This is a genomic window from Pseudomonas sp. FSO-7 (assembly GCF_059579345.1).
In genome coordinates this window covers 4,753,840-4,768,803 of sequence record NZ_CM184193.1, presented here as the reverse complement: position 1 = coordinate 4,768,803, position 14,964 = coordinate 4,753,840, and the positions used below count along the sequence as shown (strand labels likewise).

Here is a 14,964-nt window from a genome sequence, read left to right as displayed (position 1 = left end):
TGTGGGAGTGAACCTGTGGGAGCGAGCTTGCTCGCGATAGCGGTATGTCAGTCAATATCAATGTTGACTGACAGGGCCCCATCGCGAGCAAGCTCGCTCCCACAGTTGTTTTGTGTAGGCCTTGAGAGCCAGCTCCCACAGTTGATGTGTGTCAGACCTTGAGTACGAGTTTCCCGAAGTTCTCCCCGCTGAACAGTTTCGTCAGCGTCTCGGGGAAGGTCTCCAGTCCTTCAACGATGTCTTCCTTGCTCTTGAGCTGCCCCTTGGCCATCCAGCCGGCCATTTCCTGCCCGGCGGCGGCGAACTGCGAGGCGTAGTCCATGACCACGAAACCTTCCATGCGGGCCCGGTTGACCAGCAGTGACAGGTAGTTGGCGGGGCCCTTCACTGCGTCCTTGTTGTTGTACTGGCTGATGGCGCCGCAAATCACCACGCGGGCCTTGAGGTTCAGGCGGCTGAGCACCGCATCGAGGATGTCGCCTCCGACGTTATCGAAATACACATCCACGCCTTTGGGGCATTCGCGCTTGAGACCGGCGTGGACGTCTTCGTTCTTGTAGTCGATGGCGCCGTCGAAGCCCAATTCGTCGACCAGGAATTTGCATTTGTCGGCGCCACCGGCGATGCCCACCACGCGACAGCCTTTGAGCTTGGCGATCTGCCCGGCGATGCTCCCCACCGCACCGGCGGCGCCCGACAGCACAACGGTCTCGCCGGCCTTGGGCGCGCCGACGTCCAGCAGGGCGAAATAGGCGGTCATGCCGGTCATGCCCAGGGCGGACAAATAACGTGGCAGCGGTGCCAGTTTCGGATCGACTTTGTAGAAACCCCTTGGCTCGCCGAGGAAATAATCCTGCACGCCCAGGGCACCGTTGACGTAGTCTCCGACCGCGAACCCCGGGTTGTTCGAGGCAATCACTTGGCCGACACCCAGCGCCCGCATCACTTCACCGAGGCCGACCGGTGGAATGTAGGACTTGCCCTCGTTCATCCAGCCGCGCATGGCCGGGTCCAGGGACAGGTATTCGTTCTTCACCAGGATCTGGCCGGCCGCCGGCTCGCCCACCGGCACTTGCTGATAGGTGAATGTCTCGCGGGTCGCGGCGCCTACCGGGCGTTTGGCGAGCAGGAACTGGCGATTGGTCTGGGCAGTCATGGTTGGCACTCAAGATGAATGAAGACTTGTTGATAGACCTTCGAGGCGTTTGCCGCAAGGTTCGCAGTCTCAGCGAATGCACTTCGATCCAACCCAGTGATAGTGCCTCCAGGGCCGTTATCACTGACGCCCATGAATGCCCAACCGGCATCTGGATAGTGCTGCCGCGCTACGCCAGGCTGTGGCTACACTGGCGCGACCCCGCATTCTTCGAGGAATTGACAATGAGCATGACGTTTTCCGGACAGGTCGCCGTGGTAACCGGCGCCGCCGCAGGCATTGGCCGCGCCACGGCCCAGGCGTTCGCGGCAGAGGGCCTGAAAGTGGTCGTGGCCGACCTGGACGTGGCGGGCGGCGAGGGCACGGTGCAGTCGATTCGTGATGCGGGCGGCGAAGCGGTGTTCGTGCGCTGCAACGTGACGCTGGAAAGCGATGTGCAGCAGTTGATGGACGAGGTGATCAAGACCTACGGGCGCCTCGACTACGCCTTCAACAACGCCGGGATCGAGATCGAGAAGGGCAAGTTGGCCGACGGAACCCTCGACGAGTTCGACGCGATCATGGGCGTCAATGTGAAGGGCGTCTGGTTGTGCATGAAGTACCAGTTGCCCTTGCTGCTGGCCCAGGGCGGCGGTGCCATCGTCAACACGGCCTCGGTGGCCGGCCTGGGCGCTGCGCCGAAGATGAGCATCTACGCCGCTTCCAAGCATGCGGTGATCGGCCTGACCAAATCGGCCGCCATCGAATACGCCAAGAAGAAGATCCGCGTGAATGCGGTCTGTCCGGCGGTGATCGACACCGACATGTTCCGTCGTGCCTATGAGGCGGACCCGAAAAAAGGCGAGTTCGCCAATGCGATGCACCCGGTGGGGCGCATCGGCAAGGTCGAGGAAATCGCCAGCGCCGTGCTCTATTTGTGCAGCGACGGCGCGGCGTTCACCACCGGCCATTCCCTGGCGGTGGACGGCGGGGTCACGGCGTTCTGAGGACATTTTTCCTGAGTTTGTAGGACGAAGCCCGCACTGGTTGCGGGCTTTTTCTTTGGGCGGCGAAAAATCCGCGGAGCGGCCTATCAATGTGTTTCAAAGGGTGAGAATCGGCGGTTTTGGCGACGTTGTCGTACATCGTTCGCGGGTGGCCTGTGCTTAACTGTTTCCGGAAATTAAAACAAACGCTTAGGAGCTTGGTTACTCATGGAGTTGAGAATCGACCGGCAGGCCTTGGTGCCTGTCGTGCAGCAAATCGTCGACGCGCTGACCGGCTGGATCCGACAGGATGCGGTGCAACCGGGGACTCGCCTGCCGTCCGTGCGCCAACTGGCGCGGCAGAACCTGCTCAGCCAGTCCAGCGTCAATGAAGCGTGTGAACGCCTGGTTGCCCAAGGCCTGTTGGCGTCCCGGCATGGCTCCAGCTTTTTTGTCGCACCACCCCCCGCATCCGGGCACGCGTGCATCGACCCGAATCGGCGGCAAGACGCGCTCGCCGAGGACGGTGATCCCCCGCAATGGGCGTTGAAGCTGGGGTGTGGCGGGTTGCCCGAGAGCTGGCGTGAAAGCGATGACCTGGGTTATGCGATCCGGCAGGTTACCCGCACCGATATGGCGGGGTTGTTCAACTACAGCACGCCGCTGGGGCTGACCGCCCTGCGTGAGCAACTGTCCAGGCGCCTGAAGCAATTCAATATCGAGGCCGATAAAGACCTGATCCTGACCACCACCGGGGCCACCCATGGGCTGGACCTGATCGTGCGGACACTGCTGCAGCCAGGCGCCTGCGTGGTGGTGGAGAGTCCTGGCTATTCAAGCCTGTTCGACCTGCTCAGGTTGCACAAGATCGACATGATCGAACTGCCCAGGACCCCACGGGGCCCGGACGTCGATGTGTTGCAAGACTTGTTGGCGACACACCGGCCCAGTGCGCTGTTCGTCAACAGTGCCTGCCACAACCCGACCGGCAGCAGCCTGGCGCCGGCCGTGGCCCAACGGTTGCTGCAACTGACGAAGCAACACGCCGTGCTGGTGATCGAAGACGATGCCTATGGAGACTTCCAGAACTCGGCGCGGACGCGGCTGGCGGCGCTGGATGCCGACGTGGTCTACGTGGGCAGTTTTTCGAAGACCCTGAGCAGTTCGTTGCGCGTCGGTTTCGTGGTGGCCGGGCCGTCCATCATCGCGCGCCTGAGCGAGGTCAAGGGCGTTACCAGCATGGGCGGGTCGCGGTTCTGTGAGTCGGTGCTGGCCAATCTCTTGGCCAACGGAGCCTATCGCAAGCTGGTCCAGCGTCAGCGGCAGCGTCTGGGCGTCGACACGGTGGCGCTGTTGCAGGTATTGGAGGATGCCGACTGGGAGGTCTTTGGCAAACCCGCTGGCGGGCTTTTCATCTGGGCAAGACCGCCAATCAGTGACTACGCTGGATTGCAGCGTCTGGCCAAGCGGTTCGGCGTGTTGCTGTCTTCGCCCACAGCCTTCAGCCCTTCGGGTGCCGACAGCGACTGGCTACGGATCAACGTGGCCTATGCCCGTGATCCCCGGGCGCTGGGTTTTTTCCGGGCCGCGGCTCTGGATCGACCTCAAGTGTCCTGAAAACGACGCGGCTGTAGCTTTTTGCCATTATTCCGACGCCAGCATCTTGTGTTGCAGGGCGTCTCGTTGCGAATCTGCAATCAACACACACTGGCAGAGGACTGAGCGCAATGATTTCGGCCGTGCAAGGACGTTTTGCCAACCTGGGTATGGCAAAAAAACTGGGTATCGGATTTGTCCTGGTGCTGCTGTTGACCGCTGTGGTCGCGGCCATCGGCGTCTGGTCCCTGCAGACCATCAGCTCTCGCTTCGATGGGCTGAAACAGATGTCGTCCCTCAACAGCGGGTTGCTCAAGGTCCGGCTGCTGGAGCAGGAATACGCCTCGCGTTCCGACCCCAAGACAGCCGATGCCCTGCGCCAGGGTGTCGACGGGCTGCTGGCCCTGGCCAATGAACTCAAGGCGCAGTCGCCCGCCAACGTGCCGGTGATGAACGACGTCGAGCAAGCGCTGGGCGCGTATCGCAAGGCGTTCGACGAATTTGTCGGATTGAGCCAGAGCAAGGACCTGGCGCTGGAAATGGCCAGTTGGTCGGTGTCCAGTGTGGCCAACAACCTCGATGTGTTGCAGGCCGGGCTGGCGGATGACGGTACCTATACCTTGAAAGATTCCGAAGGCAAGGAAGGGGCCGAGTTCATCGAGCAGGCCAACCAGATCAGCGAAGTGTCGCGGTTGATGTTGCAGGCCATGAACGAAGCGCGGGTCCGCCTGGACCAGAGCCGCAAAGGCAATGTTGAGGGCGCCGGAGAAGGCAGTATCGAACAGGCCGAGCAGGCCATGAAACAGGCCGAAGCGCTCAAGACCACGGTCAAGGACCCAGGTTACCAGACCGTACTGAACGAAGTGGCCGGGCACATCGTCGGGTTCAACGAGCAACTGGCCGAATACACCGGCCTGTTGGCGAAGGAAAAAATCGTCTACCAGCAACTGCACGAGCGTGCCGACCAAGTGGTGGCGCGGGTCGACCAGGCCTTCAGTGCCGAAGACCAGGCCATGCAGAGCGAACTGAAGAAGAATTCGCTGCTGATCATCGGTTCGTCGGCCTTGGCGTTGCTGGTGGGATTGATTGCGGCATGGGTCATCACCCGGCTGATCGTGACGCCGCTGCGCAGTGTCATTCGCGTTGCCCAGCGGATCGCAGCGGGTGACTTGAGCGCCACGGTCGAAGTGACGCGCCGGGACGAGATTGGTCAGTTGATGCAGGCGATGCAACAGATGGGCGCGGGGCTGAGCAGTATCGTCAGCGGCTTGCAGGCCGGGATCGAGCAATTGGCCAACTCGGCTCAATCGCTGTCGGCCGTGACCGAGCAGACCAACCTGGAAGTCAGTAGCCAGAAAGAGGAAACCGAGCAGGTCGCCACGGCCATGAACCAGATGACGGCCACCGTGCACGATGTGGCGCGCAATGCCGAAGAAGCGGCCCAAGCGGCCCAGACGGCCGATGACAAGGTCGAAAGCGGCCAGCAGGTGGTGCGCCAGAGCATGGTGCGTATCGAACAACTGGCCGATTCGGCCACATCGGCCAGTTCCAGCATCGAAAGCCTCAGCGCCGAGATCCAGAACATCGGCACGGTGCTGAGTGTGATCAAGAGCGTGGCTGAGCAAACCAACCTGTTGGCGCTCAATGCCGCTATCGAGGCGGCCCGTGCCGGAGAGCAGGGCAGGGGCTTTGCGGTCGTGGCCGATGAGGTGCGGGCCCTGGCCAGGCGCACGCAACAGTCCACCGAGGAAATCGAGCGACTGGTGAGCGCCTTGCGTTCAGCGGCCCAGGCTTCCGTCCAGCAGATCCAGAGCAGTGGCGAGCTGGTGAAGATGGCGGTCAGCGACGCGCTGCAGACCGAGAGCGCCTTGGGCAGCATCGCGGCGGCGGTGTCGTTGATCCAGCAGATGAACCAACAGATCGCTGCGGCGGCCGAGCAGCAAAGCTCGGTGGCCGAAGAGATTAACCGCAGTGTCACCAGCATTCGCGCCAGCGCTGATCAATCGTCCCTGGCGATGCGCGGCAATGCCGCTTCCAGCATCGAGCTGGCGCAGTTGGGGATTGAGCTGAAAGGGATGGTGGGGCATTTCAAGTTGTGACCACAACGACGGAGACCCTTGTGGCTGAGCTGTAGGAACTGTAGGAGCTGACGAGTGCAACGAGGCTGCGATCTTTCCCCAAACAATTGAGTATCAAGCGAAAGGTCAAAAAGATCGCAGCCTCGTTGCACTCGACAGCTCCTACACAGCTCCTACAGGCGGGGGCCGCTTACCACAAAGGGGAAGGCTTGATAGCCCGGCCCTAGTATCAGTCGTAGACCTTCTTCTTCTTCCACTCGTCGTTTATTTCGTCGTCCTTCAAGCCTTCGGTCAACTGGTTGACCTCGCCCTCGACCGGCTGGGTGCTGGCCAGGACCTGGGCATTGGCGCGGGCCAGGAGTTTCTCCAGGTAGGCCAGTTGTTCGGCGTAGACCTGTGGTTCCTGTTGCTTGCGCAGGTATTGCACGCCGCGCTCGAAGGCCAGGCGGGCCTGCCCGGGTTGTTCTTGCTGCAAAGCCTGCTGGCCGAGGTTGTTGAAGAACTCGATGTGCAGCAGCACCAGGATGTGCCGCACTTCGCGGATCCAGCGCTTGGCTTCGTTGGGCGGCAGGAAACCGTCCTGGGCGGCGCGGGTGATCTGGCCGTGCAAGGCCTCGAGCAGAAAACGAACGTCCTTGGCCTTGGCTTCGGTCTGGATCGGTGCCGGTGGATTGCTCACCGGGATCGATTCACCCTGGGCCGCCAGCGCGCTCAGTTCGTCCAGACGTGCCTTGACCGCGGAATTGGTTTTCTCCAGGTTCAACAGGCGCTGGCAGACATTCATCTCCAGGCGCGTCATCAACAACTTCAGGGCAGGGGTCATCAACTGCCCGGGGAAGGTTTCGGTGAGCTCGCCACAGCGACGCATGCGGTCGTTGAGTTCTACCTTGGTGCGGGCCTTTTCCAGCTTGTTGTTTTCCACCACGTGGTTCATGTAGCCAATGGCGATCAACAGGGCGATCCCGGCTACGACGAGCAGGGTGATCATGAGTGGTGTCACCGGTAAGACCTCTTTATTAGGGTACGCATGTGATGAGTGTAGTGGCTTGGCTTTTAAGCGCATAGGCCCGAGCGACGCGATTAGACGGGCGTGGTGCTGTTTATAGGCAGTATCACTGGATAGGAGCACATTGCCATCATTTGCCCGGCGCGACTATAGCGCCTCGGCGGGCGACAGAATATAGGCGTCAGAGATCGGACGAGCAAAATCTGCGGATAGCCCTCAAACCGGGCGAAGTCATTGATTTAAATAAATTTATATCTGGGGGTTGACGACCCTTCAATCCATCCATAGAATGCGCGCCACTTACAGCGTAAAGCACTCAGCCAAACGCTCTAAGCAGTGAATGTTGTACGTGTGTCCCCTTCGTCTAGTGGCCTAGGACACCGCCCTTTCACGGCGGTAACAGGGGTTCGAGTCCCCTAGGGGACGCCAATGCGGGAATAGCTCAGTTGGTAGAGCACGACCTTGCCAAGGTCGGGGTCGCGAGTTCGAGTCTCGTTTCCCGCTCCAATTTTAAACAGCGTTGCTTTCGGGCAGGGCTGAGTGAAGCCAGAGCCGACATCTTCGGATGCGGGTTTGGGCACTGAAATACACACCATGTGTTTCAGTTAGCGTGTCCCCTTCGTCTAGTGGCCTAGGACACCGCCCTTTCACGGCGGTAACAGGGGTTCGAGTCCCCTAGGGGACGCCATTTGCGGGAATAGCTCAGTTGGTAGAGCACGACCTTGCCAAGGTCGGGGTCGCGAGTTCGAGTCTCGTTTCCCGCTCCAAATTCAAAAAAACGCCGCTCATACGAGCGGCGTTTTTTTATGCCCGTGAAAAGGCCATGCAGCGCGCATAGGTCTTTAACGAACGATTTTCGTTGTCTGAGGGAGCTTGCTGCGCTTTACCTTAATAATGAAGGTGAAGCGAAAGTACTTCATGCAAAATTTAAGGGAAAACGCTCAAGAAGATTAATAGTTCATTCCTAAAAAAAAGCACTTCTCCTAACCTTCCAGTACCCATTCTGGAGGTGCGCTTATGCTGATTTTCATTAAATCGATGGTCATTGGGCTGTGCATTGCAGCCCCTGTGGGACCCATTGGGCTGCTGTGCATACAAAGAAGTCTCATGCTTGGCTGGCGAGCCGGTTTCGCGACGGGACTGGGGGCTGCCACCGCCGATTCGATCTACGGATTCATCGGCGCCCTGGGGGTCACGGCCATCATCGCGACGCTCATCAGCTTCAAACCTTGGCTGTGTATTTTTGGCGGGCTGTTCCTCGCCTACATCGGCTATCAGACAATACGATCGAAGGGCGGCGCGACCGCCATGGCGGGTGAGCGTGCCAACCTGTTCAAAGCCTACTCGACCACGCTGTTCCTGACCCTCTCGAACCCCATGACCATCTTGTCGTTTATCGCGATATTTGCCGCGTTGAGTGATGGCATGGCCAGTGACCAAGGCGGCCAGCACGCCTTGCTGCCGATGGTGACCGGTATATTCCTGGGCTCGGCTGCCTGGTGGCTGGGCTTGAGCGGGTTCTCCTCCATCTTCAAGGCGCGGATTGCCGAGTCGAAGCTAAGGCTGATCAACTACTTTTCGGGGGCGACCATCACCGTTCTGGGGGCCTACCAGGTCGCCACTGGCGTCATGTTGGCTACGGCAACCTGATCGAGAGCGATACACGAAAAGAGGCCCTACCGCAGTCTGGACTCAACATATGCCCTGAAGCGGCCTATTGCCTGGGTGACGTCTGGGGCGGTGGCATTGCTGAATGAAAGCCTGACCTGGTTAGCCGCTTCATTCGTCAGCGAAAATAAAGTGGTGGGGAATACGATTACCTTGAACTGCTTGACGCATTCGCGCATTTCAGAATACCCAAAGGCGAAAGGCAGTTGCAGAGTGATGAAGAAGCCGCCTGCCGGATGATTCCAGCTCACCGTTCTTTGGCCGCCGACCTCGGGTGGGAATTCACGCTCCAGGCATTCAAGCATGTGGTCTCTTTTCTTCGTATAAGACAACACCCTGGGCTGGTTCAGCCCTTTGAGCGAGTAGTTGTTCTCGATCAGCAAGCCGGCGACGACCGCTTGGCACAGGGCAGGGGTGTTGACGGTGATCAGGCTTTTGGCCTTGCACAATCTGGTGCTGAACGACATGACGCCGGGGCCCTGCGGCGCGACCACATAACCCATGCGCAAGCCCGGAAAAATCGTTTTGGCAAAGGAGCCCAGCAAGAACACCCGGCTGCTGTCGATGGACTTCATGGACGCAATGGCATCGCCTTCGTACCTGAAGTAACGGTAGGCCGTGTCTTCCAGGATGAAGAAGTTCTTTTCATTGGCCAAGGAAAGCATGGCTGTCCTGGCGTGATAGGAAAGGCTGTCGGCGGTGGGATTGCTGAAGTCTGGAACGGCATAGAGTGCTTTGGTTTTCTCCCCTCTGGATTCAAGTTCTTCAATGATCTTGCGCAGGGCGATCGGGTCGAGAAAGGTTGCCATGGGGACGGGGACTATTTTTATACCCAGCAGTTTTGCGATGCCTGTGACTCCGGAAAACACCGGGTCAGGCACCAATAAAACCCCATCGTCTTCAAAGATGGACAGGAGCGTCAAGGTGCAGGCTTCCTGAAATCCCAGGCACATCACGATGCTTTCAGGGTTGGAGACGGTTATCCCTTCATCCACCTGCAAATAGGTGGCGATTATTTCATTGATGATCCCCGAGGTTTTTCCATATTGGCAAAGCAGCGTCGCCAGTGATTGCTCGGTGCCGGCAACGTGATGTTTGTATCGGGCCAGGCCTCTGTCGATGAGAGAAAGGTCGCACTGCTGATCGTCGGGTCGACCGGAGGCCAGTGAAATGGCCTCCGGGTTTTCTTGGGCGATGGCGTTCAGAAGGTGGATGACGTTCAGGATGGGGTCTTCGAATATCGTGTTTTCGACTGCGCTGGACACTTTCGCTTCTCCATAAAAAAGCAACGAGCCACTGAAGGCTCGTTGCTTGTGACTACACCGCTATGCAGGATCGAGTGAGCTTTTCTGAGCGACCTTGCTTTCCATGGTTTCGAATGCCTGGAGCAGGTCCTCCTTGAGGTCTTCAAGATCCTCCAGGCCAAAGCACAATCGAACCAGGCCTTTGTCGATGCCCATGTCCGCCTTTTCCTGATCCGTCATCGAGGCGTGGCTGCCACTGAAGGGTTGGGCGACCATCGAGGTCACGCAGGCCATGCCGGTGCCTGTGCCAAACCATTTGAGTGCGCCGGTGAATGTTTTATAAAAGGGCACCAGGTCGGGCCGGATATCAACAAACACAATGCCGCCATAACCGGTCAATTGCTGGCCATCGATGCGTGGGTAATAGACATGCTCGATAAAAGGCAGCTCGCGCAGATAATTGAGCATGCTTGCTGTCGTCTGGCTGTGTTTTTCCATGCGCAGGTTGAACGTCTGCATGCTCCTGCGCAGCAACCAGGCGCTATTGGGGGTGAGTATCGTGCCTGAATAAAAGCGGCCCTCAAGGAGACGCTTGTAAATCGTCTCATTGTTGACCAGCACCAGGCCGCCCATGACATCACTGTGTCCAGAGAAGTATTTGGTGGCGCTGTACAGGGAAATGTCGGCGCCAAAATTCAACGGCTTCTGGAATATCGGCGTGGCCCAGGTATTGTCGACGACCACCAGCGCCTGCGGGTTGTGTTGCTTGACGGCCCGGCTGACCGCGTGGATATCAATGTCTTTGAGGAACGGGTTGGTCGGTGTTTCGAAAATGACCATGTCGACGTTCGCCGGCAAGGCCTTCAACCCCTCTGCTGTGGTGAGATCCAGAATCGCCAGGTGTGCGCCGATACGTGCCGCATAGCGCTGGAACAATTTGTAAGAGCAGCCATAGATGTATTTGTTGATGACCAGCGAAGCCCCCGGTTTCAACAGTTCCAACACCATATAGATCGCGCTCATCCCGGTGCTGTAGGCCAGGGCATATTCACTGCCCTCCAGGGACGCGACGACCTGTTCCAATTCAGTCACATTGGGGTTGGCTTTCCTTGAGTAGAAGAAGGCCGAGTCGGCGTTGAAAGCGCTGCACTGATAAATAGGCGTTACCGAAGGATGGGCGTCCCGGTCATCCACCTTGATATGAAGTATTTCAGTAGACGTTTTCATGCTTGGCTGACCAGTTTGATGACCTGTTCATACATGTTCTGCTTGCCCTCGTAACCCACGGTCGGGGTGATGTCATTTTGCGAAATGCCAATCTCTTCAATCGACTCCGTCGGGAAGTGAGCCCTGTCGAAGACTTCATGAAGGTTCGAGTTCACGCCGTTGGGGAGCCAGACCTCCGGGCCCGTTTCATCGATGCGAGCCTTGGCAATGATGAATCGATAGCTTTCATGCGGGCGCAGGGTCAGTGATTTCCACTCGCTGTTATGTCCGTCCGTGTAGTTGCGTCGCAGGTAGACGGTCTGTTCGAAGTCTTCGGTATTCAGCACTTGGGCGTGCAGCGATACGATGTCCCCGTGCCATTCGAACTTGCGTTTCTCGTAAGCGCTCAACGCATCCTCGCGCAGCTCGACGGGGGCGTTCGCCTGGTGTTCGCCGAGTAGTTTGAAATGCGCATCGTGCCCGCATTCAGAGCAGCACCCTTTGCTGTCCAGTCCGATGATTTCAGCGTTCAAGCCATAACGGGTGACGAGCAGGGCGTTACAGTGGTTGCAACTGGTATTGGTCCCTTCGACGTCATTCACGTTACCCAGGTACACGTGCTCGACGCCCATGCTGCGAGCGACGTCCCGAGCCTTCAGGAGCCTGTCCACAGGTGTACGGATGCTGTTGCTCATCTTGTAATCGGGGTGAAACCTGACGAAGTGCAGCGGTACGTTCGGGCCCAGTTCATCCAGGACCCACTGGCTGATTTTCCGGGCCGTTTCCTCATCGTCGCTGATGTCGGTCACCATCAAGGTGCTGACCTCGACATATTTGCCGGCGTCATAGACTTTCTTGATGCCGGCCAGGACGGGCTCTACCCAGCCGGTGGTGACCTTGCGGTAGTATTCCGGGGAAATGGATTTCAGCGAGATCGAGAAAATATCGATGACCGGCAATAACTCATCAATGGCTTCTTCACTGATGAAGAATGCCGATTTATAGAGATTGATCAGGCCTGCTTCCTTGGCCAGCTTTGCCGTGTCGAGGATGAATTCATGCCAGACGACGGGGTCGTTATAGGTCCAGGAAATGACGCGTATGCCGTGCTTGAGAGCGGTTTCCACGACCTGCTCAGGGGTGTAGTAGTAAACGTCCTTGTCGGTGACGTATTTGGCCTGCGATGTCTTCCAGTTATGACAGTAACCGCAGTTGAGCATGCAGCCGATATTACCCAGGGACAAGATTCGCTCCCCAGGGGCAAAGTGGAAAACGGCTTCGGTTTCGATGGTCTCTTCGGTGCTGTGAACGCCTTTACCGTAGTTCAATGTAACTAGCCTGCCCCCACGGTTTCCGCGCACTTTGCAAAAACCAACCTTGCCTTCCTGAATGACACAGTTGCGTGGGGAAAGATGACACTTCACAGCGCCCCCGGGGAGTATTTCTTCCAGTTTTGCCGGGCTGCTTTCCAAGGTCCAGTTTTTATTTTTTGTAGTGTCCATCTTTCACTCCTCATCACGGAAGTTGCCATCAGTAGCATCGGTTTAAAAAGTCCAGGCGAAACCATTCTGCCGCCCTGCAGGGCAGTCATAGTTATGGGTTAATTAGTAAGCGGATGAAGCGCTCATCAATCCATAGTTTTTAAGTGCAAAGCGCTTGGCATTCATATTCATGAACGGTTGAATAAGCGGGCCGATCACCAACAGAAAGGCAATCGTGCCTATACCGAAGGGCCCGCCTAAAAGCCAACCGCTGGAAAAGATGCCGATTTCAATGAGCATTTTGGCTTTGGTGAACGACCAGTTCCATTTGGAGACCATGGTCAGTACCACCAGGTCCATGATCCTGATGCCGATACCGCTCATGATGATCAATGCGGAGGAATAGGCGCACAGCACCAGCCCCGAGGCCAATAACGCGTACTCATTCAGCCTGACGATCAAGTACTCGCCGAGGCCCAGCCACGACCAGAGATCGATCAACAGCCCCGTCAGCGTGGTGGTAATGAAGGGACTTATCGGCGGGTATTTTTTGTTCCAGAGCATCCACCATGTCAGGAAAAACAGCGATACGATCGCCGAACAAACACCCATGCCCAGCGTGAGTATTTTATCGATCGAGATGATCAAGACGTCTAAAGGGTCAGTACCCAGTTGACTGATGATGAAACACTTGGCACCCAGCGAAAAGAAACTGACGCCCATCAGGTACATCAGTAGCTGATCTTTCTTGAAGTGGCGGAGACTTAGGACTTGCGTGCCAATATGCTGAATCAACGGGTGAGGCTTTTTTCCACACTTTTTCTTTTCATCTTCCATGCGAACACCATCCCTGGAGAGAATATTTTATTATGAGTGCGTCACGCTAAAGAACAGGGCTGTTGGTTGCCCGGATTCATTTCAGGTTTTTCAGGCTGGAAATAGACTAGCGCCATGCTTTATTTTGGTGCATGCTTTTTTTAATGAAAAACGCGGGCTTTTCATTAAAATTTATACTTTTAACCGGGGAAAACGCACATGGATCGTATAGACGTCAAAATCCTGGGTAAGGTACAGGACTGTGGTCGCATTTCCATCACAGAGCTTTCCAAGCACGCGGGGCTTTCCATTCCTGCCACCAATGACAGGTTGCGCAAACTTGAAGACTCCGGGGTCATCAAAGGCTATTGCGCTCAGTTAGATCCAACCAAACTGGGGTATGGCATATCGGCTGTCGTTGGCATCACTACCCTCAAGCCGGCGAAAGCCAAATTGATCGCGACACTCACCGACATACCCGAAGTCGTCGAGTGCCTGCACATCACGGGGAACGACTCCTATCTGATCCGCATCTACGCCAGATCCATGGCTGAGATCGAGGACATTATTGCGAAAATAAATGCGTACGGTGAGACGCGGACCAGCATTGTCCTGTCCATTCCTATCGAGAGAAGAAAGCTCGCCCCGTGAGCCTGGGCGCGCCGGCCACTGACCAGGTGCTCTCCTGAACAGCCACTGACTCAACCCTCAAGGCTGTGCACCAGGTTTTCTATCGCTTCCAGGGCCGCCTCATCCGGAGGCTCCGGTGCTGGAGGTGCGTTGCGCATCTGGTACGCGAGACGGTATTCACTGGGCGTGCAACTGGCGTATTGCTTGAAGGCGCGGGCGAAGTAGGACGGGTCCTTGAAGCCGGCCTCGTAGCCGATGCTGGTGATGGGCATCTGGCTGTTATCGAGCAGTTCCTTGGCGAAGCTCATGCGTTTGTTCAGTACGTAGTCGGTGAAACCGAGCCCGTTGGCTTCCTTGAACACCCGGCTGAAGCGAAACGTCGTCATGCCGCAACGCTTGGCCAGGTCGCGCTGATCGATGCTGTCGCGAAAATGCTGGTCGATGTACAGCATGATGTGGCTGAGGGCCTGGTGCTTCTGGTGCCCGGCGGTCAGGCGAATGCTGTCCGGCAGGGTCGGGGCGTGGTCGATCTGCGACGTCTTTCCCCGGCCATTGGCATTGCGGCGCAGCTCGCACAGTTGCGTCACGGCCGTGAGGTAGCGCTTTCGCTCGGCGACGGACAAGGGCAGCACCATGTATTCCCAGACGCTTGAGCGCATGGCCCACACCGCCAGCTCTTCGGAGTGCTGCACGGTGAACATGGTGATGGGCGTGCCCGGCACGATCCGCTTGATCTCCAACAGGCGTCGCAGGCCCGCCGTGTCCGGGCGGTCGAAATGGATGCAGATCATGTCGGCCTGTTCCGCGCTGGACAGCATGGCGTTTTTTGCCAGCGTGCAGTCGCACGTGTCCTGGAACAGGGAGACGAGTTCCTGGGTGGAACGATCATGAGTCAGATCGACCCATAACAGCTTTGGCTTTGCAGTCGGATTTGACGCCATAGGACGACTACCCACAAGTGCTTGCTGCCCTTTAGCTAGCAGTATTGTCACAGTGCCATTACTTCGCCGAATAAATTTTTATAAAAGTCCGATCGTTTAGCGCCATCCGTCGGCATGGGACGCCCGTTCGCGCTGTCCAGGGCGGGATTTCCCGCCCCCGGGGCCTTTCCCATCCGG

The 14,964-nt window shown here is 57.6% G+C and carries 12 protein-coding genes, 4 tRNA genes and 1 pseudogene; 10 read left to right on the top strand and 7 right to left on the bottom strand.

The window, feature by feature from the left end; all coding sequences use genetic code 11:
- Nucleotides 1-151 precede the first annotated feature (151 nt).
- Nucleotides 152-1,156, bottom strand: a complete 1,005-nt coding sequence (locus AC515T_RS20770; RefSeq protein ID WP_496529842.1) for an NADP-dependent oxidoreductase — start codon at nt 1,154-1,156, stop codon at nt 152-154.
- Between the two features lie 224 nt (nt 1,157-1,380).
- Here AC515T_RS20770 and AC515T_RS20765 point away from each other — a divergent pair, with 224 nt between their 5' ends.
- From AC515T_RS20765 to AC515T_RS20750, 4 genes and pseudogenes are all read left to right on the top strand, one after another.
- The gene (locus AC515T_RS20765; RefSeq protein ID WP_122565934.1) at nt 1,381-2,142 is read left to right on the top strand and encodes an SDR family oxidoreductase; all 762 of its coding nucleotides are present in this window, start codon (nt 1,381-1,383) and stop codon (nt 2,140-2,142) included.
- Nucleotides 2,143-2,349: 207 nt separating this feature from the next.
- A complete protein-coding gene (locus AC515T_RS20760; protein ID WP_496529841.1) occupies nt 2,350-3,738 on the top strand; it encodes an aminotransferase-like domain-containing protein in 1,389 nt (462 codons plus the stop codon).
- A gap of 110 nt (nt 3,739-3,848) precedes the next feature.
- Nucleotides 3,849-4,955 (top strand): annotated as a pseudogene (locus tag AC515T_RS20755) (HAMP domain-containing protein); the annotation flags it as partial.
- On the top strand, nt 4,935-5,816 hold the full coding sequence (locus AC515T_RS20750; protein ID WP_370873828.1) for a methyl-accepting chemotaxis protein: 882 nt from the start codon (nt 4,935-4,937) through the stop codon (nt 5,814-5,816). The pseudogene AC515T_RS20755 and the gene AC515T_RS20750, both read left to right, overlap by 21 nt.
- A gap of 208 nt (nt 5,817-6,024) precedes the next feature.
- Here AC515T_RS20750 and AC515T_RS20745 read toward each other — a convergent pair whose 3' ends face one another.
- A complete protein-coding gene (locus tag AC515T_RS20745; RefSeq protein WP_072406400.1) occupies nt 6,025-6,783 on the bottom strand; it encodes a hypothetical protein in 759 nt (252 codons plus the stop codon).
- 371 nt (nt 6,784-7,154) lie between these two features.
- Between AC515T_RS20745 and AC515T_RS20740 the strand changes: the two genes are divergently transcribed.
- From AC515T_RS20740 to AC515T_RS20720, 5 genes are all read left to right on the top strand, one after another.
- Nucleotides 7,155-7,230 (top strand) — tRNA-Glu (locus tag AC515T_RS20740).
- Between the two features lie 2 nt (nt 7,231-7,232).
- Nucleotides 7,233-7,308: transfer RNA gene (locus AC515T_RS20735), tRNA-Gly, on the top strand.
- 105 nt (nt 7,309-7,413) lie between these two features.
- Nucleotides 7,414-7,489, top strand: a tRNA-Glu gene (locus AC515T_RS20730).
- A gap of 3 nt (nt 7,490-7,492) precedes the next feature.
- Nucleotides 7,493-7,568 (top strand) — tRNA-Gly (locus tag AC515T_RS20725).
- Nucleotides 7,569-7,818: 250 nt separating this feature from the next.
- The gene (locus tag AC515T_RS20720) at nt 7,819-8,451 is read left to right on the top strand and encodes a LysE family translocator (RefSeq protein WP_496529840.1); all 633 of its coding nucleotides are present in this window, start codon (nt 7,819-7,821) and stop codon (nt 8,449-8,451) included.
- Between the two features lie 26 nt (nt 8,452-8,477).
- Here the strand turns inward: AC515T_RS20720 and AC515T_RS20715 are convergent, their stop codons facing one another.
- The 4 genes from AC515T_RS20715 to AC515T_RS20700 form a co-directional block, all read right to left on the bottom strand.
- Nucleotides 8,478-9,734: an aminotransferase-like domain-containing protein gene (locus AC515T_RS20715; RefSeq protein ID WP_496529839.1), complete on the bottom strand. Its 1,257-nt coding sequence runs from the start codon at nt 9,732-9,734 to the stop codon at nt 8,478-8,480.
- Between the two features lie 60 nt (nt 9,735-9,794).
- Complete coding sequence (locus tag AC515T_RS20710) at nt 9,795-10,940, bottom strand: PLP-dependent transferase (RefSeq protein WP_496529838.1); 1,146 nt, start codon at nt 10,938-10,940, stop codon at nt 9,795-9,797.
- A complete protein-coding gene (gene amrS / locus AC515T_RS20705) occupies nt 10,937-12,421 on the bottom strand; it encodes an AmmeMemoRadiSam system radical SAM enzyme (protein WP_496529837.1) in 1,485 nt (494 codons plus the stop codon). The genes AC515T_RS20710 and amrS overlap by 4 nt, the downstream gene beginning before the upstream one ends.
- Nucleotides 12,422-12,523: 102 nt before the next feature.
- Entirely contained in the window at nt 12,524-13,237 is a 714-nt protein-coding gene (locus AC515T_RS20700) for a YczE/YyaS/YitT family protein (RefSeq protein WP_496529836.1), read from the bottom strand.
- A 198-nt stretch (nt 13,238-13,435) separates the two neighbouring features.
- Here AC515T_RS20700 and AC515T_RS20695 point away from each other — a divergent pair, with 198 nt between their 5' ends.
- Nucleotides 13,436-13,867, top strand: a complete 432-nt coding sequence (locus AC515T_RS20695; protein WP_060741195.1) for an Lrp/AsnC family transcriptional regulator — start codon at nt 13,436-13,438, stop codon at nt 13,865-13,867.
- Between the two features lie 50 nt (nt 13,868-13,917).
- Here the strand turns inward: AC515T_RS20695 and AC515T_RS20690 are convergent, their stop codons facing one another.
- Complete coding sequence (locus tag AC515T_RS20690) at nt 13,918-14,787, bottom strand: helix-turn-helix transcriptional regulator (RefSeq protein ID WP_496529835.1); 870 nt, start codon at nt 14,785-14,787, stop codon at nt 13,918-13,920.
- Nucleotides 14,788-14,964: the final 177 nt, after the last annotated feature.